Here is an 18,391-nt window from a genome sequence, read left to right on the forward strand (position 1 = left end):
GGCTTGCAGCGGCCCTTAGTCCCCACCCACCGCAAAATTGGGCAAGCTGTTGACCGGCTGGGCGAAATCGAAGGGAATCGATTCGACGGCCAAACCAACGTTGCGCTGGACCACGAAATGCAAATGCGGGCCGGTGCTGTTGCCAGTGTTTCCGGAGCGAGCCAGCAAGCTGCCGGCTTCGATGTGCTGGCCTTCGCGTACGCTCACCGAGCCCTTCATCAGGTGCAAGTAAACGCCCATGGTGCCGTCATCATGCAGGACCCGGACGAAATTGCCGGCCGGGTTGTTGCCCCGCCCACTCTGCGCGTTCTCGATTTTTACCACCATGCCGCCGCGCGCCGCCACGATGGGCGTGCCTTCCGGCATGGCGATATCGGCGGCGTAGCGACCTTTAGGCGTGAAGTGACTGTACTTGCCGTTGGCGCCCTGAGTCAGGCGGAACGGGCCGCCACGCCACGGCAACGGATACCGGTAGGGTTTGGGCAGCAGACGCGGATCACCCAACGCGTGACGTAGCTTGGGTGTGTACTTGAGCGGCTTTGATGGGTCGAGCGGCGCGAGTGTTGCCAATCGGATCTGGCTACGCGGCGGCAGTACCCAACGGATCGGTTTATCCGGGGCGCCGACGACATTCTGTACGCCGGTCAGCTTGAGCTCAATATCCACGGGCGCAAACAGATCGTTGCGAACCAGCAGCGTCTCGCCCGCGGCATGCTTGCGGGTTTCCAGCTTTACCTGGTTGTCGAGTTTCTCGACCATGCGATCGCTGAAGGTGAATACCCTCGCGCCTGGTGCAGCCTGGTCGCTGTAAGTGACCACGCCGTTGGCGTCAGTGTATTTGTAGATGGTCAGGGCCGACGCGGACGAGGCCAGCCAGAACGACCCGAGAACGAGAACGAGAACGAGAATGATGCGCCACGACATAACGGCAGACTTCATAGGGTTATGTAGTAAGAGGGCTGCAGACTAGCAGCGCAACGGTGCGCACGCGAGCCACCGACCGTCGGCCTGTGAAATTGTTCCGGCGGCACTGCAAATTTCAGATGATCGGAGCTTCTATTTGCAGGCTTAAGCGGTGCTCGTCTCTATTCAGGCGCCTGGGACGAAGTGCCGTTGTGCTGTCCCGCGGGCGATGAGACGTGACAGATAATCGAGCTTCTGCGGATCGCGATCGACGAAGCGGAAGGTCAGCTGCAACCATTCACTGTCCGGCTTCGGCTCCAACGCCGCGACGGCGTGAAGGTAACCGTTGAGGCGGGCCACCTCGCCGCCTTCGCCCTGCTCCAGATCAAGCACGGCACTTTCCAGCACTTGCGGCAGCGTCTCGCCGCGCTTGACCACCAGCAGCCCCTCTTTGAGGCTGAGGGCCTTGATTACACAGGCAAGCGTTCCGCTCGGCAAACGCAACTGGCCCTGGCCGCGGCCGGCGTTGGCCGCCGTCGGCTTGGCTGCTCCCGGCTGAACGAGCGGCGCGGCGAACCCGGGTGCAGGCGAGGCGACCGGCGCAGAAGCCGGTTTGACAACTTCAGCTTTACCGCCCGTCAGCGCAGCCAGGGAATCGTTGGCCATTCCGGTATTGGTCGGCCGTGCCGGTGCGCTGGCGGCCAACGCGTCGAGCTTGCCGGCCCGTCCGAGCGCCTTGCGTACCTTGGTAGTCAACTGTTCGTTGGAGAATGGCTTGCCGATGAAATCGGACACACCTGACTGGATCGCCTGGACCACGTTCTCCTTGTCGCCACGGCTGGTGACCATGATGAACGGGGTGGTCTTGAGCTTTTCCTGGGCACGGCACCAGGTCAGCAGTTCAAGGCCGGACATTTCCGGCATCTCCCAATCACAAAGAATGAGGTCAAACGAATCCCGATCGAGCATCTGCTGAGCCTTGCGCCCGTTCACAGCGTCCTCGATACGAATCCCCGGGAATTGGCTGCGCAACCCCTTCTTGATCAGATCCCGAATGAAGGGCGCGTCATCCACCACCAGCACACTGACCTTGCTCATCACTCGCTCCTGCTTGAATGGCCGCCAGCATAGCGTTAGCAGCCCGACGAAAAAAGCGTTCCAGATCAAAGCAGCGGCCAGCCTCCTACTGTACGCACGGCTGCTGCCTGCTCCCGATCAGGACAACGCCTGGATCTGGCCGGCATACTGCAGGTATTTCGCCCAGCAAAACGCGAGGCCTTCATGGTTCAGCACATTCTTGTCGCCCACGATCTCAGTCCCGATGCCGACCTGGCGCTGGGCCGCGCCGCACAGTTGGCGCAGCAGACCGGGGCACGACTGAGCGTCTTACACGTTCTGGCCGGTAACCCAGGGGCAGCGGAGCAGCGAAACGCACAGAGCTATCTGCAGACAACGCTTGAGCGCCACGGCCTTGCCCAGCTGCAGCCCTGGATTCGTAAGGGCCGCGCCGCTGAAGAAATTCTTACCCAGGCCGCTTGGCTGGAAACCGATCTGCTGGTGATGGGCCGCCACCACCGCCAATCTCCGCAGGGATTTGCTGGCACCACACTGGAGCAAGTGCTGCAGAGCTGCACCGCACCGCTGCTTCTGGCTGTCGCACCGGCAGCGCCCTATTCACAAGCGCTCGCCGCGCTGGATTACTCCAGCTGCGCCAGCCGCGCGCTGCAGGCTGCGTGGCAACTATTGCCGGCTGCCAGCGATCTGACCGCGCTGAACATCTACGAAATGCCGGACCTCGATCAGCCGAGCGAGCCTGACCTGGCACTGCAGCGCGAGTTGTTCGATCAGTTGCTCAGCGACCTTCAAGCGGGTCTGGACAGTTCCGGCGCGCGACTTCATTCGAGTCTTCTCCACGGTGAGCGCAATAGTTGCCTCGATTCGGCCATCGCCGCGCTGCAACCGCAACTACTCGCACTGGGGAGCCACAGCCGTGGCGAAATCAGCAACGCGCTGCTCGGCAGCCTGACTCGGCAATACCTCGACCTGCCGCCCTGCGATGTATTGATCTCTCATTGACCGCCCAAGGCGGGCGACATGCGCGCCCCCAGTCCAACCGCCTGCGTGACACAAGCCGGGGCGCCACCGTTATGTCAGCTAGCCCGAGTGGCGCGCTTTACGGCTTTACGCTACGCGTATCGTCCGCCGCATTGAGTGAGCACGAAGCGCGCTCATTCGATCAGCCCGCATTTTCCAAATAGGTGTGCAGCTCGACGAACTGCTGCGTCAGCTTGTGCCGCGGGTCGAGGTGGATCAGCGGCGTGCAGACCTGATGCGACTCGCGCATCCGTACCGAACTCATCAGATGCACCGGAAGTACGGGTAACCCCTCGGCCAGCAGTTCGTCGATCATCTGTTGCGGCAGGGCCGCGCGCGGCTGGAATTGGTTGACGACGATGCCTTCGACTCGCAGCGCTTCATTATGGTCTTCCTGCAGCTCCTCGATTTCGTCGAGCAGGCTATACAGCGCCTGACGGGAGAAGCTGTCGCAATCGAATGGAATCAGGCAGCGGTCCGCAGCTATCAAGGCCGATAGGGTGAAGAAGTTCAGGGCCGGTGGCGTATCCAGATAGATGCGTTCGTATTCTTCGGAAAGACTTTCCAGCAGTTTGCGCAGCTTGTTGATCTTGTGCTTGGCTTCGAGCTTGGGTTGCAGATCGGCCAGCTCTGCGGTGGCGGTAATCAGGTGCAGGTTTTCGAAACGGGTTTCCGTGATCGGTGGGCGAGCCTTCTTGCCCGCCGGCCCTCCCGCCAGGATCTGTTTGAAGTAATCGGCGATGCCAGTTGGCAGTTCATCTCCGGCCAGGCCGGTGAGGTAATGGCTGGAATTGGCCTGCGCATCCAGGTCGATCAACAGCGTGCGATAACCTTGCGCTGCGCTGACTGCCGCCAGGTTGCAGGCAATGCTGGACTTGCCAACACCACCCTTTTGGTTGAATACGACCCGTCGCATGCTCCGTCCTCTGATCATGGTTTCTTCGGAGTCTATACAACGCAGATGGCAATCTGGCGACTTTTCATGGGCCGAAGGCGCCGCAGTCCCACCGTTCAGCTTTGCTACCCTTGGCGCATTACGACAACGAGGAAAGACCTGTGCCGAGGTTTCTGATCGCTTTGCTGTTCGCCTTATTGAGCCAGCAGGCCGCCGCCCAATCACAAGGCGACGTGCTGCGTGTAGGCATCACGGAGGTCCCACCCTTCGTCATCCAGGAGGCCGATGGCAGCTGGAGCGGTATCAGCATTGACTTGTGGGAGGCGATCGCAGAGCAGGAAGGTTATCGCTACGAGCTGCGACCTTTGCCGTTCGACCAACTGCTACCGGGCCTGCAGGACGATCGACTGGATGTGGTGGTCGGTGCCCTGACCATGACTGCCAAGCGCGAGGCACTGGTGGACTTCACGCACCCGTTCTATCGCACCGGACTGGCAATTGGCGTTCCCCAGGAGCAACAGGGTGACGGCTGGGGCGCCGTCCGCGCGCTGTTCTCCTGGCAATTCGCAAGCCTGGTGCTGGGCCTGGGCGCGCTGCTGCTGCTGGTCGGCGCGCTGCTCTGGCTGTTCGAGCGCCAGCGCAACCGCGAGCAGTTCGGCGGCAGCTCGGTGGAAGGACTCGGTAACAGCTTCTGGTGGGCGGCGGTCACCATGACCACGGTCGGCTACGGCGACAAGGCACCCGTGACTCTCGGCGGGCGGCTGATTGCGATCGTCTGGATGTTCGCGGCATTGATCATGGTGTCGACCTTCACGGCAGCCGTGACCAGCACCTTGACGGTCGGCAGCCTGCAGAGCGGCCTGCAAGGTCCGGACGATCTGCGCAGCGCACACGTTGCGACAGTGGACGGCACCGTAAGCGCAGGCTACCTGCAAGAGCACCGCATCCGCGCCACGGCGTTCCCTGATGTGAGCCACGCCATTAAAGCCGTGCTCGACGGAGAAGCGGAGGCGGTGGTGTATGACCAACCCATCCTGCAGTTCCGCAACACCGAGTTGCTGGGCAAAGGCTTACGGCTGCTGCCCGGCACCTTCGAACAACAGTCCTACGCCTTTGCAGTGCCCGCTGGTAGCCCCTACCGGGAGCCGCTGAGCCAAGCGATTCTGGACATCACCAACAGTACGCGCTGGCAAGACGTGCAGACGCGCTATCTCGGCGAGCAGTAATCCATAGCGCCCCTCACATGCCGAGAGCGGCGAGACACTCAGACGGCGACAGGCGCCTTGATGTGCGGATGGGCCTCGTACCCCACCAGCTCGAAATCCTCGAAGCGGAAGGCGAACAGGTCCTTCACGTCGGGATTGAGCTTCATCGTCGGCAGCGGTAGCGGTTCGCGGGTCAGCTGCAGGTCGGCCTGTTCCAGGTGGTTTGCATAGAGGTGGCAATCCCCACCGCTCCAGATGAACTCCCCCGGCTGCAGGTCGCAGACCTGAGCCACCATCAGCGTCAGCAGCGCATAGCTGGCGATGTTGAAGGGCACACCGAGGAAGATGTCGGCTGAACGCTGGTACAGCTGGCAGCTGAGCTTGCCGTTCGCAACATAGAACTGGAACAACGCGTGGCACGGTGGCAGAGCCATCTCGTCGACCAGCGCAGGGTTCCAGGCTGAAACGATCAGGCGTCGCGAATCCGGGTTCTTCTTGATCATCTCCACCAGCTTGCTGATCTGGTCGACCGACCCGCCGTTGGGGGCCGGCCAGCTGCGCCATTGGTAACCGTAGACCGGGCCGAGCTCGCCGTTCTCGTCGGCCCACTCATCCCAGATACGCACCCCGTTTTCCTGCAGGTACTTGATGTTAGTGTCACCCTGCAGGAACCACAGCAGCTCGTGAATGATGGATTTGAGGTGGCATTTCTTGGTGGTCACCAGCGGAAAGCCTTCGCTCAGGTCGAAGCGCATCTGGTGGCCGAACACGCTGTAGGTGCCGGTGCCAGTGCGATCGCTCTTGAAGGTGCCGTGCTCGCGCACATGGCGCATCAGGTCGAGATACTGTTTCATCGATGGGCTCGAAGCGGGCGCCGTGGCGCCGTGGAGAAGAGATCCTGCAGATAGTAAAAGTTTGGCGCGCGGCTTGTCGCGCTTATGCGACAAGCCGGGCCTTGCAACTCAGGCTGATGCCTTGGCCGGCTCGTGACGGTAGCCCCAGGCAATCATGCCGAGGCCGATCAGGATCATCGGCACGCACAGGACCTGCCCCATGGTCAGCCAACCGAACGCCAAGTAGCCGAGCTGGGCATCGGGTACGCGCACAAATTCAACGATGAAACGGAAGATGCCATAGCAGACGGCAAACAAGCCGGAGACTGCCATGGTCGGCCGGGGCTTGCTCGAGTAGATCCAGAGAATGACGAACAACGCCACGCCTTCCAGGGCGAACTGATAGAGCTGCGAGGGATGCCGCGCCAGCTGCTGCGGGTCGGTGGGAAAGACCATGGCCCAGGGCACATCGGTCGCCTTGCCCCACAGTTCAGCATTGATGAAGTTGCCGATGCGCCCAGCCCCCAGCCCGATCGGCACGAAAGGCGCGATGAAGTCCATCAGCTCGAAGAACTTCTTGCCGTTGCGCCGGGCGAAAATCCAGGTGCACAGCAGCACGCCAAGCAAGCCCCCGTGAAACGACATACCTCCCTTCCAGACCTGGAAGATAAGCGTTGGATCGTTGATATAGGACGCCAGGTCGTAGAACAGCACATAACCCAGCCGCCCGCCAACGATCACGCCCATCGCCACCCAGAACACCAGGTCAGAGAGTTTGTCCTTGTCCCAGCTGGGATCGAAGCGGTGCAGGCGACGGGACGCCAGCAGCCAGGCCCCGCCTATGCCGATCAGGTACATCAGGCCGTACCAGTGGATTTGCAGCGGGCCTAGCGAAACGGCCACAGGGTCTATCTGCGGATAAGGCAGCATCCGGGTTTCCTCAAATCAAGAAATTGATACCAACGCCCAGCAACAACAGCGCAAACAGGCGCCGCAGCATCAGTGCCGACAGCCGATGGGCCAGTTGCGCCCCGATACGGGCAAAAAACATACTGGTGATCGCGATGCCCAGCACCGCTGGAAAATAAACAAATCCAAAGCTCCAAGCCGGGAGATGCGGGTCCTGCCAGCCGACCACTGCGAAACTCAACGCACCGACGATGGCAATCGGCAGGCCGCATGCGGCGGACGTCGCCACCGCCTTTTGGATGGGCACGCTGCGCCAGCTGAGAAAGGGCACCGTTAAAGAACCTCCACCGATTCCGAAGATCGCCGACGCCCAGCCAACCACGACACCAACCAGCGTGAGCGCCGGCTTACCGGGCACGCCTCGGCTGGCCTTAGGCTGAAGCGAAAACGCCATCTGAACGGACACAGCGATGGCGAAGACCCCGATGATTTTCTGCAGTAGCGGTCCTTGAATCGCAGCCGCCGTGAGACTGCCCAAGGCAGCGCCAAACAGAATGCCGAGGGTCATCCATAGCACCACGGGCCAGAGCACTGCACCTTTGAGATGATGAGCTCTGATCGAGTTCAGCGAAGTAAAAACGATGCTCGCCAGCGACGTGCCGACGGCCAGATGGGTCAGCACCAACGGATCGAAACCCTGGAGAGTGAAGCTGAAAACAAGCACCGGGACGATGATCATCCCACCGCCTACACCGAACAGCCCGGCCAGCAAACCAGCAAACCCGCCGAGCAGCAGGTAAAGCGCGAACTCCATCGGGCCATCCTGACCAAAACAAAGCAGCATGTTAGCGGAAAAACTGCCCGGAAGCTGAAAGCGGGTTGCCGAGCCGGGCGGCTTGGCTTCAAGCTTTCGCCTCTCGCACCCAGCTGAGCCTGACCATGTGCCTAATCGTATTCGCCTGGCGCCCGAGCCACGCATTGCCGCTCATCGTCGCGGCCAACCGTGACGAATTTCATGCGCGTCCCAGCCTGCCGCTGGGCCACTGGGACGACGCGCCAGAAATCGTAGCTGGGCGCGACCTCCTCGCGGGCGGGACCTGGATGGGAATCAGCGCAGCGGGACGCTTCGCGGCACTGACCAACATCCGCGCACCGGGTACCCCAGCCGGCGCGCGCTCACGAGGCGAACTGCCGGAGCGCTATCTGCGCAGTGATCTGTCGCCCCAGGCCTACCTGAGCGAATTGACTGGCCACCTAGAGCACTACTCGGGTTTCAACCTGCTGGTCGGAGATGCGCGTGAGTTGTGGTACCTGAATTCAAAGTCCGCCACACCGGAACGGTTGCCGGCCGGTGTCTACGGCTTGTCGAATGCAGCGCTGGATACACCCTGGCCGAAGCTCGTTCGCGCCCGCGCCGCGTTGCAGGCTTGTACCGATGCACCGGAGGTGGACACCCTGTTGCAGGTGTTAAGCGACCCCCAACCCGCCGCAGACGGCGAGATGCCAAGCACCGGCGTGCCCTACGAATGGGAGAAGAAGCTGTCCAGCGTATTCATATCAAGCGCTGACTACGGCACCCGCGCCAGCACAGTACTGATCCGCCGCGCGGACGGCTCCGCACATATCACCGAGCGCCGCTTCGGACCGGCCGGGGTGTTGGATCAACGCCGCATCGACGTACCTTCATCCAGCCAGGTAAGCCGCTCGGATCCGATCTAGAGCGCCGCCGACGGGTTGAGCATGCGATCCAGCCCCAGGTTGCGCAGGGTCAACTGCACGGTGGCATGGATCACCTGAGGGCTGTCCATGACCATGACCTTGGCCAGCAGCTCGCGCGCCGTGACCGAGCTGATCTGACGCAGCATCCACTTCACCTTCGGCAGGTTGGTGGCGTTCATCGACAGGCTGTCGAACCCCATCGCCAGCAGCAGGATAGCCGCACCGGGGTCACCGGCCATCTCACCGCAGATGCTGACCGGCTTGCCTTCGCCGTGGGCTTCACGGACGACGCGCTGCAAGGCCTCGAGCACTGCCGGATGCAGGTAATCATAGAGATCGGCCACACGCGGGTTGTTGCGATCGACCGCCAGCAGGTATTGCGTCAGGTCATTGGACCCCACCGAGAGGAAGTCCACCTGACGCGCCAGTTCGCGGGTCAGATAGACCGCAGCCGGCACTTCGATCATCACCCCCACCGGCGGCATTTCGACGTCGGTGCCTTCGTCACGCACCTCGCCCCAGGCGCGGTGGATCAGGTGCAGCGCCTCTTCCAGCTCGCGCGTGCCGGAAATCATCGGCAGCAGAATTCGCAGGTTGTTCAGCCCGGCGCTGGCCTTGAGCATGGCGCGGGTCTGCAGCAGGAAGATCTCGGGGTGATCCAAGGTGACGCGGATGCCGCGCCAGCCGAGGAACGGATTTTCTTCCTTGATCGGGAAATACGGCAGGCTCTTATCACCGCCGATATCGAGACTGCGCATGGTCACCGGCAGCGGGTGGAAGGCCTGGAGCTGCTCGCGATAGATCGCCATCTGCTCCTTCTCGCTGGGGAAGCGCTCCTTGATCATAAAGGGCACTTCGGTGCGATACAGGCCGACGCCTTCGGCGCCGCGCTCCTGCGCGCGCACCACATCGGCGAGCAGGCCAGTGTTCACCCACAGCGGAATACGCAAACCGTCGGTGGTCTCGCACGGCAACTCGCGCAGTACGTCGAGCCCTTCGGACAGCTGCCGTTCCTGCTCGGCCAGAACCAGATACTGCTCGCGCAGCACCTTGGCAGGATTGGTGATGATCTCGCCACGGGTGCCGTCGATGATCAGCTCGATGCCGTCGACCTTCGAGTACGGCAGGTCGACCGCGCCCATCACCGTCGGAATGCCCATGGCCCGGGCCAGAATCGCCACATGCGAGTTGCTCGATCCGAGCACCGACACCATGCCCATCAGCTTGCCTTCAGGCACTTCGCCGAGCATCGCCGGAGACAGTTCTTCACTGACAAGGATGGTGTTGTCCGGGTAGGTCAGCGTCTGCTGCCGGGCCTGCTGCAGATAGCCGAGCAGGCGCCGGCCGATGTCCTTGACGTCGGAGGCGCGCTCACGCAGGTAGGCGTCGTCCATCATCTCGAAGCGACCCACATGATCGGCAACGACTTGGCGTAACGCGCCTTGCGCCCACTGGCCGGTGCGAATGACCTTGGACACCTCGCCACCTAGGGCAGAGTCATCGAGCATCATCAGATAGACGTCGAACAGTGCGCGCTCTTCCTTGCGCATCTGCGTAGCAAGCTTGTCGGACAAGGCACGCATGTCGGCACGTACAGCCGCGAGCGCAGCTTCGAACAGCTCGAGCTCGGCTGGAATGTTATCGATAGCCTTGTCGGGCACCACGTCCAGATCAGCAGGAGGCAGCACGACGACTGCCGTACCCACCGCCGCCCCGGGCGCACCCGGAATACCGATGAAACGGGTTTCCTGAATACCCTTACCCTGACGGCCGAGGCCGCGGATCGAACCGGTCGCTTCTGCGTGGGCGATAACCCCGGCGAGCTGCGCGCTCATCGTAACCAGGAAGGCTTCCTCGCCTTCGTCGAACAGCCGCTGCTCTTTCTGCTGGATGACCAGTACGCCCATCACCCGCCGGTGGTGGATGATCGGTGCGCCGAGAAAAGAGGCGTAGCGCTCTTCACCGGTCTCGGCAAAGTAGCGATAGCGCGGGTGCTCGGAGGCATGCTCCAGGTTCAGCGGCTCCTCGCGGGTGCCAACCAGACCGACCAGACCCTCGTTGGGCGCCATGCTGACCTTGCCGATGGCTTTCTTGTTCAGGCCTTCAGTGGCCATGAGCACGAAGCGTCCGGATTCCGGATCGAGCAGGTAGACCGAGCAGACCTGGCTGGCCATGGCCTCCCGAACTCTCAGCACGATGATGCCCAACGCCGCCGTGAGGTCCTTGGCGGCATTGACTTCCTGGACGATCTTGCGAAGCGTGCCGAGCATGCTCAGGGGCTTTCTCCCGTCAATCCCGCGCCAGAAGGCGCGGGGCGAGTTCTTTTAAGGCGCGACGGTAAACCTCGCGCTTGAAGGTGACCACCTGGCCCAGCGGGTACCAGTAACTGACCCAGCGCCAACCGTCGAATTCTGGCTTTCCAGTCAGATCCATGCGCACCCGGTCTTCGGCGCCGGTGAGGCGCAGCAGAAACCACTTCTGTTTCTGCCCGATGCACAGCGGCTGGCTGTGAGTACGCACCAGGCGCTGCGGCAAGCGATAGCGCAACCAGCCGCGGGTGCAAGCAAGGATTTTCACATCCTGCTGCTCCAAGCCGACTTCTTCGTTGAGTTCGCGGTAGAGGGCCTCTTCCGGCGTCTCGCGTGGATTGATTCCGCCTTGCGGAAATTGCCAGGCATCCTGATTAATCCGCCGAGCCCACAACACCTGCCCGACATCATTGGTCAGGATGATGCCGACATTGGGGCGAAAACCATCGGAGTCGATCACGGCAACAACCTCGCAAACGCATGTCGCGGCATTGTTCCACAAAAACGTGAAAAGCAGAAAGCGCGCATGGGAGCCATTGATCAACCGGAAGCGGCGCTCCATCGAAGTGCTTGGCATCTGCCATCTATCGAGCGATCCCGCTATGCTTCGCCTCCCTTCATCGCCCGAGGAACGCAGCGTGCGCCTGGCTCTATTCGATCTCGACAATACCCTCCTGGCCGGCGATAGCGACCACGCCTGGGGCGAATTTCTCTGCCAGCGCGGACTGGTCGACGCCGAGGCCTATCGCGACCGCAACGATGCCTTTTATCAGGACTACCTGGCCGGCACGCTGGATGTGCTGGAGTATCAAAACTTCTGCCAGGAGCTGCTTGGGCGCAGCGAGATGGCGCAGCTTCAGCAATGGCATGCCGAGTTCATGCGCGACCACATCGAACCCATCGTGCTGGCGAAAGGCGAGGCACTGGTCCGCCAGCATCATGACGCCGGTGACCGGGTGGTGATCATCACCGCAACCAACCGCTTCATTACCGGGCCCATCGCCAAACGGCTGGGCGTCGATACCCTGCTGGCCACCGAATGCGAGATGCAGGAGGGGCGATACACCGGTCGGCTGACCGATGTGCCGTGCTTTCAGGAAGGCAAGGTGACACGAATCGAACGCTGGCTGATGGAAAATGACCAGAGCCTGGATGACAGCTATTTCTACAGCGACTCGCGCAACGACCTGCCATTGCTAGAGCGGGTCAGCCATCCTGTCGCCGTCGACCCCGACCCCACCCTTCACGATATCGCTCAGCAGCGCGGCTGGAGCATCATCAGCCTGCGCTGAGTGGCGGCCGTAGACTAGACCGGCTTGGCGCCCATCAACCCCATGATGGCGATCAGAATCAGCAAGATCAGCCCAGCGTAAACCAGCGCAAAACGTGGCAGGCGCGCGGGCGCTGGGGTATCGCCCAACGCTTGCCAGGCGCGCAACCGGCCACCGAGCAACAAGGTGAGCGGTACGAGGATCAGGAACAACACCGAACTGACCAGCAGCCACAGCTGGCCGAGCGGAAAGCCTGCGAGATGGGCCAGCCACCAGCCTGTCACTGGCAGCAGCAATCCAAGCACGGCGAGCAACGGCAGCGACATCAGCCGGGTCCGCCGCAGTTTTTTCTGCAACACGGTGGAATCCCCCCGCCGCGAGGCTTTCCAGAGCATGACAATGTGGGCGATCAGCCCGAGCGTGAGCAGGATTGCCAGCGCGGCATGGGTAATGTTCAGCAGTTGATAGTGTTCCATCAATCCTCGCGGTACGGCTGGTCAGCCGAGAAACAGTTGGTAGGCCGGGTTGTCTGTCTCGTCCCAGTAGCGGTAGCCGATCTTGTCCAGAGCAGCGGGCAACAGATGACGGTCCTCGGCGGGTACTTGCAAGCCGGCCACCACTCGACCGTCGGCAGCGCCATGGTTGCGGTAGTGGAACATCGAAATATTCCAGCGCCCGCCGAGGTTGTTGAGAAAGTTGAACAGCGCGCCCGGACGCTCCGGGAATTCGAAGCGATAGACCAGCTCGTCGCTCACGCCGGACGCATGTCCACCAACCATATGACGCGTGTGCAGCTTGGCCAGCTCATTGTCGGTGAGATCGAGTACCGGGAACCCCTTGGCCCGCAACCCTTCTACCAGCGCCGCACGCGGATCGTTTTCCGGATGCGTCTGCACGCCGACGAAGATGTGCGCTTCGCGGTCCTGGTGGTAGCGGTAGTTGAACTCGGTGATCTGACGCTTGCCGATGGCCTCGCAGAACGCCTTGAAGCTGCCCGGCTCCTCGGGGATGGTCACGGCGATGATCGCTTCGCGCTTCTCACCCAGCTCGGCCCGCTCGGCGACGTGGCGCAGGCGGTCGAAATTGACGTTAGCCCCTGAATCGATGCCCACCAGTACCTGGTTCTCGACCCCGTCGCGCTCGACGTAGCGCTTGATCCCGGCCACCGCCAGGGCACCGGCCGGCTCGGTGATCGAGCGGGTGTCGTCGTAGATGTCCTTGATGGCCGCACAGATCTCGTCGGTACTGACCGTGATCACTTCATCGACATGGTGCCGGCAGATATCGAAGGTGTACTGACCGATCTGCGCCACTGCCACCCCATCGGCGAACAAGCCCACCTGCGGCAGCACCACGCGCTCGCCGGCCGCCATCGCCTGCTGCAGGCAGTTGGAATCGTCCGGCTCCACACCGATGACCTTGATCTCGGGACGCAGATATTTGATGTACGCGGCCACGCCCGCGATCAGCCCGCCGCCTCCCACTGGCACGAAGATCGCGTCCAGCTGGCCCTGATGCTGGCGAAGAATTTCCATCGCCACGGTGCCCTGCCCGGCAATGACGTGAGGATCGTCGTAGGGGTGGATATAGACGTAGCCCTTTTCCTCGACCAGCCGCAGCGAGTAGGCCAGCGCCTCGGGAAAGGCGTCCCCGTGTAGCACCACCTTGCCGCCGCGAGCTCGCACGCCCTGCACCTTCAGTTCCGGCGTGGTGCGCGGCATGACGATGGTCGCCTTGATGCCCAGCTCGCGGGCCGCCAAGGCTAGGCCCTGGGCATGGTTGCCGGCCGATGCGGTGACAACGCCGCGCGCCAGCTCCTCAGGTGACAGCTGCGCCAGCTTGTTATAGGCACCGCGAATCTTGAACGAGAACACCGGCTGCAGATCCTCGCGCTTGAGCAGAATCTGGTTACCCAGCCGCTCGGAAAGCTGGCGGGCAGGCTGCAACGGGGTTTCCACCGCAACGTCATAGACGCGCGAGGTGAGGATCTTCTTGACGTACTGTTCGAGCATCGTGAGCTATCTTGGCGGGCCTTGCGGGGCAGACGAGTCTACTCTGCGAAAAACCCTGCGACCACCGTCAATCGGCGCGCAAAACAGCAGTACAGCCTTAGCAGGCAAGACCCGCCGATGAGCCCCCGCTATACTCTTGCTCTTCGATTCACTCACCGCCCGGACCTTTACGCCATGACTCAGGATCAACTCAAGCAGGCTGTCGCCCAGGCCGCTGTCGACCTCATCGCGCCGCAGCTCACCGACCGCAGCATCGTCGGCGTTGGCACCGGTTCCACCGCCAATTTCTTCATCGATCTGCTGGCCAAGCACAAAGGCTTCTTCGACGGCGCGGTAGCCAGTTCCGACGCAACCGCCGAGCGCCTGAAAGGCCACGGCATCCCGGTTTACGACCTGAACTCGGTATCGGACCTGGAGTTCTACGTCGACGGTGCCGACGAGACCAACAGTCATCTGGAGCTGATCAAAGGCGGCGGCGCGGCATTGACCCGCGAAAAGATCGTCGCCGCAGTGGCGCGAACCTTCATCTGCATTGCTGACGGCAGCAAGCTGGTCGAACGCCTCGGCGAGTTTCCCCTGCCGGTCGAAGTGATACCGATGGCCCGCAGCCACGTGGCGCGTGAATTGGTCAGGCTGGGTGGAGATCCGGTCTACCGTGAGGGCGTGGTGACCGACAATGGCAACGTCATTCTGGACGTGCACAACCTCATGATCGGCTTCGCCCCGGATGTGGAAGCGCAGATCAACAACATCGTCGGCGTGGTCACCAATGGGCTGTTCGCAGCACGCCCGGCCGACATCCTGCTGCTGGGCACCAAAGACGGCGTTCAGACCCTCAAGCGTTGACTATTTGGTTGTTGGCACCGGCGCGCTCGGTCCACGCACCGACCTCCAACCATATGAAGTACTGCAAGCCTTCGTCGCTGTTCACGTTAAGTGACAGCGATCAGGGCGATCCAAATCGAAGGTCAGCGCCTACGACTGAAAACATAGAAGCGGTTCGGCTCCGCGACGACATAGATATTCCCCTGCCCGTCCATGGCGACGCCCTCGGCCTGGTCTATTCCCTCCACTAAGCCATTGAGGCCGCCGAGCAGGCTGATGAAGCTGCGCGGTCGGCCTCGTAGGTCAAATTCAACCAGCAGGCGCGATTCATCGGACAGCATCAGGGTGTGGCCGGTGCGCGGGTCGATAGTCACCGATGAGATATCACGCACCAGCAGCGGCTGCTCGGGCCAGGCCTCGAGGATGCCGGCAGCGCCGTCCTCTCCGGGAAAAGGCAGTTCGAACAATCCCTGCGGATCGCGCTCCTTGGCCAACAGCATGCGTTTGGTGCGTGGATTCCAGGCCAGCCCTTCAAAGCCTTTATTACCTGCACTGTCGAAACCCAGGTCATAGGTTGCGAGATCATCAAGATCGAGACTTTCCACCCCTGGCGCCAGCCGAAACACTGCAACCAGCCGACGCCGCTCGTCGACGATAGCGAGTCGCCCGTCGTCCAGCGCTTCGACCGCTTCAGGATCAGAGAATCCGGTCAGGGTGATGCGCCGCAGCACGACGCCGCCAGGGGAAAACTCCACGAGCTGCGGGTTTTGGCCGGTGACAGTAAACAGCGTCCCGGTCGCTGCATTCCAGGTCAGCCCAGAGGTTTCGTCTTCTTCCAGGCCAAACAATGTGGTCTCCAGCGCCAGCTCATAATCTGGCAACCAGATGCTCGCCGCGCGCTCTTGAGAATCGACGTATTGCTCCTGCCAGTAGAGTTTCAGCTGGTCGTCCCAATGCAGCATCCAGCCGACCAGCACGGCCATTGCGATGGTTAGGATTAGGGAAACGTACAGAAACAGGCGGATGCGGGATGGTCGGACGGCGGCGTCAGGCATGAAAGCAAACCCAAGTAGAGCGTGCGATTACAGCATGACCTTCACAGGGAGGATATAGCGCTGCAGGCCGGATACGTCAGACGTACCCGGCCCATACTGGGTTAAAGCACGCGACTTTCGAAGCGAGACAACCCGACCAGCTCCAGTATCAGCTCGTCACCCTGATGGAGGGGGCCTACACCCACCGGCGTGCCAGTCAGCACCACGTCGCCCGGTTGCAGGCTGAAGTGCCCGGCGATGTGCTGCAGCAGCGGCAGGATGGCATTGAGCATCTGGTTGCTGTTGCCGTCCTGACGCACCTCACCGTTAATGCTCAGGCGCACGCCGATGTCGGTCAGATCCTCCACTGCATCGCCCGGCACGAATGGAGCCAGCACGCAGGCACCGTCAAAGCTTTTAGCGATTTCCCATGGATGGCCCTTTTCCTTCAGTTTGGCCTGCACGTCGCGCAGGGTCAGGTCGAGGGCTGGGGCGAACCCGGAGATCGCGTCGCGAACCTCTTCTTCGTTCGGCTTGCGCGACAACGGCTTGCCGATCAGCACGGCGATTTCCGCCTCGTAGTGCACGGCACCACGGTCAGAGGGAATACTGAAGCCGCTGTCCAGCGGCACGGTGCAGCTGCCGGCCTTGATGAACAGCAGAGGCTCGGTCGGCACCGGGTTGTTCAGCTCTTTGGCGTGCTCGGCGTAGTTACGGCCGATGCAGACGACTTTGCCCAGCGGGTAGTGGATCGTGGTGCCGTCGGTGTACTGGTGCTTGTAGGTCATGGAGAGTTCCTGTCTGCTCAAACAGCGAAGATCTTGCCCGGATTCATGATGCCGTTCGGATCGAAGACTGCCTTGACTGCCTTCATGTACTCGATTTCCACCGGCGAACGGCTGTACTCGAGGTAGTCACGCTTGGTCATGCCGACGCCATGTTCGGCGGAGATCGAACCGTTGTACTTCTGCACGGTTTCGAACACCCACTTGTTCACCGTCGCGCACTTGCCGAAGAACTCGTCCTGGTCCATCGCATCGGGCTTGAGGATGTTCAGGTGCAGGTTGCCGTCGCCGATGTGGCCGAACCAGACGATTTCGAAATCCGGGTAGTGCTCACCGACGATGGCGTCGATTTCCTTGAGGAAGGCCGGCACCTTGGCGATGGTGACGGAGATGTCGTTCTTGTACGGCGTCCAGTGGCTGATGGTCTCGGAGATGTACTCGCGCAGCTTCCACAGGTTCTGCAGTTGCTGCTCGCTCTGGCTCATCACGCCATCGAGTACCCAGCCCTGCTCAACGCAATGCTCGAAAGTCGCCAGCGCCTGATCGGCGCGCTCATCGGTCGTGGCTTCGAATTCCAGCAGCGCGTAGAACGGGCAGCTGGTTTCGAACGGTGCCGGCACGTCGCCGCGACCGAGCACCTTGGCCAGTGCCTTGTCGGAGAAGAACTCGAAGGCGGTCAGGTCCAGCTTGTCCTGAAAGGCGTGCAGCACCGGCATGATCGAGTCGAAGTCCGGCGTGCCCAGCACCAGCGCAGTTAGATTGGTTGGCTGGCGTTCCAGGCGCATGGTCGCCTCGACGACGAAGCCCAGAGTGCCCTCGGCGCCGATGAAGAGCTGGCGCAGGTCATAGCCGGTGGCGTTCTTGATCAGGTCCCTGTTCAGCTCGAGCAGATCGCCCTTGCCAGTGACGACCTTAAGCCCCGCCACCCAGTTACGGGTCATGCCATAGCGAATCACCTTGATCCCGCCGGCGTTGGTGCCGATGTTGCCGCCGATCTGGCTGGAGCCTGCGGAGGCGAAGTCCACCGGGTAGTACAGGCCCTTGTCTTCGGCGAACTGCTGCAGCTGTGCGGTGACCACGCCAGGCTGGCAGACCGCGGTGCGGTCCATCTCGTTGAATTCGAGAATCTGGTTCATATAATCGAACGACACCACCACCTCGCCATTGGCCGCCACCGCGGCAGCGGAAAGGCCGGTGCGGCCGCCCGAGGGCACCAGAGCGATCTTTCGCTCGTTGGCCCAGCGCACGATAGCCTGCACCTGCTCGATGGTCTTCGGGAACACGATGGCCGAGGGTGCCGGGGCGTACTGCTTGGTCCAGTCCTTGCCATAGGTGTTCAGCGAATCGGCATCGGTCAGCACCTTGCCAGGCTCGACCAGGGTCTTCAGCTCGTCGATCAGGGCGGGGTCGGTCATCATGGGAACTCTCATTCGATTCATGGTCACCCTGAGTACGCTTCAGCTCAGGACATGGGTGTTTCGAGGGGTGCGTATGCTAGCATACGCACCCTTTTGAAACGTGCCTCGGCAGACTCCCGACACCGCTGATACCGGGTCGGCCAGCCTTCGCTGGACACTTCGTCCTACCCTTCGGCCTT

The 18,391-nt window shown here is 61.8% G+C and carries 18 protein-coding genes; 5 read left to right on the forward strand and 13 right to left on the reverse strand.

Annotated elements, in window-relative coordinates; all coding sequences use genetic code 11:
• Window positions 1-15 precede the first annotated feature (15 nt).
• Entirely contained in the window at window positions 16-924 is a 909-nt protein-coding gene (locus ACQKIK_RS21205; RefSeq protein WP_499137360.1) for a peptidoglycan DD-metalloendopeptidase family protein, read from the reverse strand.
• A gap of 165 nt (window positions 925-1,089) precedes the next feature.
• Window positions 1,090-2,001, reverse strand: a complete 912-nt coding sequence (locus ACQKIK_RS21210; protein WP_499137361.1) for a response regulator — start codon at window positions 1,999-2,001, stop codon at window positions 1,090-1,092.
• A gap of 183 nt (window positions 2,002-2,184) precedes the next feature.
• Between ACQKIK_RS21210 and ACQKIK_RS21215 the strand changes: the two genes are divergently transcribed.
• Complete coding sequence (locus tag ACQKIK_RS21215) at window positions 2,185-2,979, forward strand: universal stress protein (RefSeq protein WP_499137362.1); 795 nt, start codon at window positions 2,185-2,187, stop codon at window positions 2,977-2,979.
• Window positions 2,980-3,139: 160 nt separating this feature from the next.
• Here the strand turns inward: ACQKIK_RS21215 and ACQKIK_RS21220 are convergent, their stop codons facing one another.
• A complete protein-coding gene (locus tag ACQKIK_RS21220; RefSeq protein WP_499137363.1) occupies window positions 3,140-3,913 on the reverse strand; it encodes a ParA family protein in 774 nt (257 codons plus the stop codon).
• Between the two features lie 140 nt (window positions 3,914-4,053).
• On the opposite strand from ACQKIK_RS21220, the gene ACQKIK_RS21225 reads away from it, so the two are divergent.
• Window positions 4,054-5,118: a transporter substrate-binding domain-containing protein gene (locus tag ACQKIK_RS21225; RefSeq protein ID WP_499137364.1), complete on the forward strand. Its 1,065-nt coding sequence runs from the start codon at window positions 4,054-4,056 to the stop codon at window positions 5,116-5,118.
• Window positions 5,119-5,156: 38 nt separating this feature from the next.
• Here the strand turns inward: ACQKIK_RS21225 and ACQKIK_RS21230 are convergent, their stop codons facing one another.
• The 3 genes from ACQKIK_RS21230 to ACQKIK_RS21240 form a co-directional block, all read right to left on the reverse strand.
• Window positions 5,157-5,951, reverse strand: coding sequence for a thymidylate synthase (locus ACQKIK_RS21230; RefSeq protein WP_045431233.1), 795 nt, complete (start codon window positions 5,949-5,951; stop codon window positions 5,157-5,159).
• Window positions 5,952-6,059: 108 nt separating this feature from the next.
• Window positions 6,060-6,860, reverse strand: a complete 801-nt coding sequence (gene lgt / locus ACQKIK_RS21235) for a prolipoprotein diacylglyceryl transferase (RefSeq protein WP_127838251.1) — start codon at window positions 6,858-6,860, stop codon at window positions 6,060-6,062.
• Between the two features lie 10 nt (window positions 6,861-6,870).
• Window positions 6,871-7,653, reverse strand: a complete 783-nt coding sequence (locus ACQKIK_RS21240) for a sulfite exporter TauE/SafE family protein (RefSeq protein ID WP_046163006.1) — start codon at window positions 7,651-7,653, stop codon at window positions 6,871-6,873.
• A 125-nt stretch (window positions 7,654-7,778) separates the two neighbouring features.
• On the opposite strand from ACQKIK_RS21240, the gene ACQKIK_RS21245 reads away from it, so the two are divergent.
• Complete coding sequence (locus tag ACQKIK_RS21245) at window positions 7,779-8,558, forward strand: NRDE family protein (protein ID WP_499137365.1); 780 nt, start codon at window positions 7,779-7,781, stop codon at window positions 8,556-8,558.
• Here the strand turns inward: ACQKIK_RS21245 and ptsP are convergent.
• Window positions 8,555-10,828, reverse strand: a complete 2,274-nt coding sequence (gene ptsP, locus ACQKIK_RS21250) for a phosphoenolpyruvate--protein phosphotransferase (RefSeq protein WP_241529935.1) — start codon at window positions 10,826-10,828, stop codon at window positions 8,555-8,557. The genes ACQKIK_RS21245 and ptsP overlap by 4 nt on opposite strands.
• 19 nt (window positions 10,829-10,847) lie before the next feature.
• The gene (locus ACQKIK_RS21255; RefSeq protein ID WP_045432287.1) at window positions 10,848-11,327 is read right to left on the reverse strand and encodes an RNA pyrophosphohydrolase; all 480 of its coding nucleotides are present in this window, start codon (window positions 11,325-11,327) and stop codon (window positions 10,848-10,850) included.
• Between the two features lie 178 nt (window positions 11,328-11,505).
• Here ACQKIK_RS21255 and ACQKIK_RS21260 point away from each other — a divergent pair, with 178 nt between their 5' ends.
• Complete coding sequence (locus ACQKIK_RS21260; protein WP_499137366.1) at window positions 11,506-12,159, forward strand: histidinol-phosphatase; 654 nt, start codon at window positions 11,506-11,508, stop codon at window positions 12,157-12,159.
• Between the two features lie 14 nt (window positions 12,160-12,173).
• Here ACQKIK_RS21260 and ACQKIK_RS21265 read toward each other — a convergent pair whose 3' ends face one another.
• Window positions 12,174-12,614, reverse strand: a complete 441-nt coding sequence (locus tag ACQKIK_RS21265) for a DUF2269 family protein (protein ID WP_064481293.1) — start codon at window positions 12,612-12,614, stop codon at window positions 12,174-12,176.
• A gap of 21 nt (window positions 12,615-12,635) precedes the next feature.
• A complete protein-coding gene (gene ilvA / locus ACQKIK_RS21270; protein WP_045431247.1) occupies window positions 12,636-14,150 on the reverse strand; it encodes a threonine ammonia-lyase, biosynthetic in 1,515 nt (504 codons plus the stop codon).
• A gap of 174 nt (window positions 14,151-14,324) precedes the next feature.
• On the opposite strand from ilvA, the gene rpiA reads away from it, so the two are divergent.
• Window positions 14,325-14,996 (forward strand): ribose-5-phosphate isomerase RpiA, encoded by a 672-nt coding sequence (gene rpiA / locus ACQKIK_RS21275; RefSeq protein WP_045431250.1) that lies wholly within the window; start codon window positions 14,325-14,327, stop codon window positions 14,994-14,996.
• 122 nt (window positions 14,997-15,118) lie between these two features.
• Here rpiA and ACQKIK_RS21280 read toward each other — a convergent pair whose 3' ends face one another.
• The 3 genes from ACQKIK_RS21280 to ACQKIK_RS21290 form a co-directional block, all read right to left on the reverse strand.
• Window positions 15,119-16,030, reverse strand: a complete 912-nt coding sequence (locus ACQKIK_RS21280) for an SdiA-regulated domain-containing protein (protein WP_499137367.1) — start codon at window positions 16,028-16,030, stop codon at window positions 15,119-15,121.
• Between the two features lie 101 nt (window positions 16,031-16,131).
• Window positions 16,132-16,797, reverse strand: coding sequence for a fumarylacetoacetate hydrolase family protein (locus tag ACQKIK_RS21285; RefSeq protein ID WP_499137368.1), 666 nt, complete (start codon window positions 16,795-16,797; stop codon window positions 16,132-16,134).
• A 17-nt stretch (window positions 16,798-16,814) separates the two neighbouring features.
• Window positions 16,815-18,209 (reverse strand): D-2-hydroxyglutarate dehydrogenase, encoded by a 1,395-nt coding sequence (locus ACQKIK_RS21290; RefSeq protein ID WP_499137404.1) that lies wholly within the window; start codon window positions 18,207-18,209, stop codon window positions 16,815-16,817.
• Between the last annotated feature and the right edge of the window lie 182 nt (window positions 18,210-18,391).

This window comes from Pseudomonas sp. NPDC047961 (assembly GCF_050272435.1).
Lineage (GTDB): Bacteria > Pseudomonadota > Gammaproteobacteria > Pseudomonadales > Pseudomonadaceae > Stutzerimonas.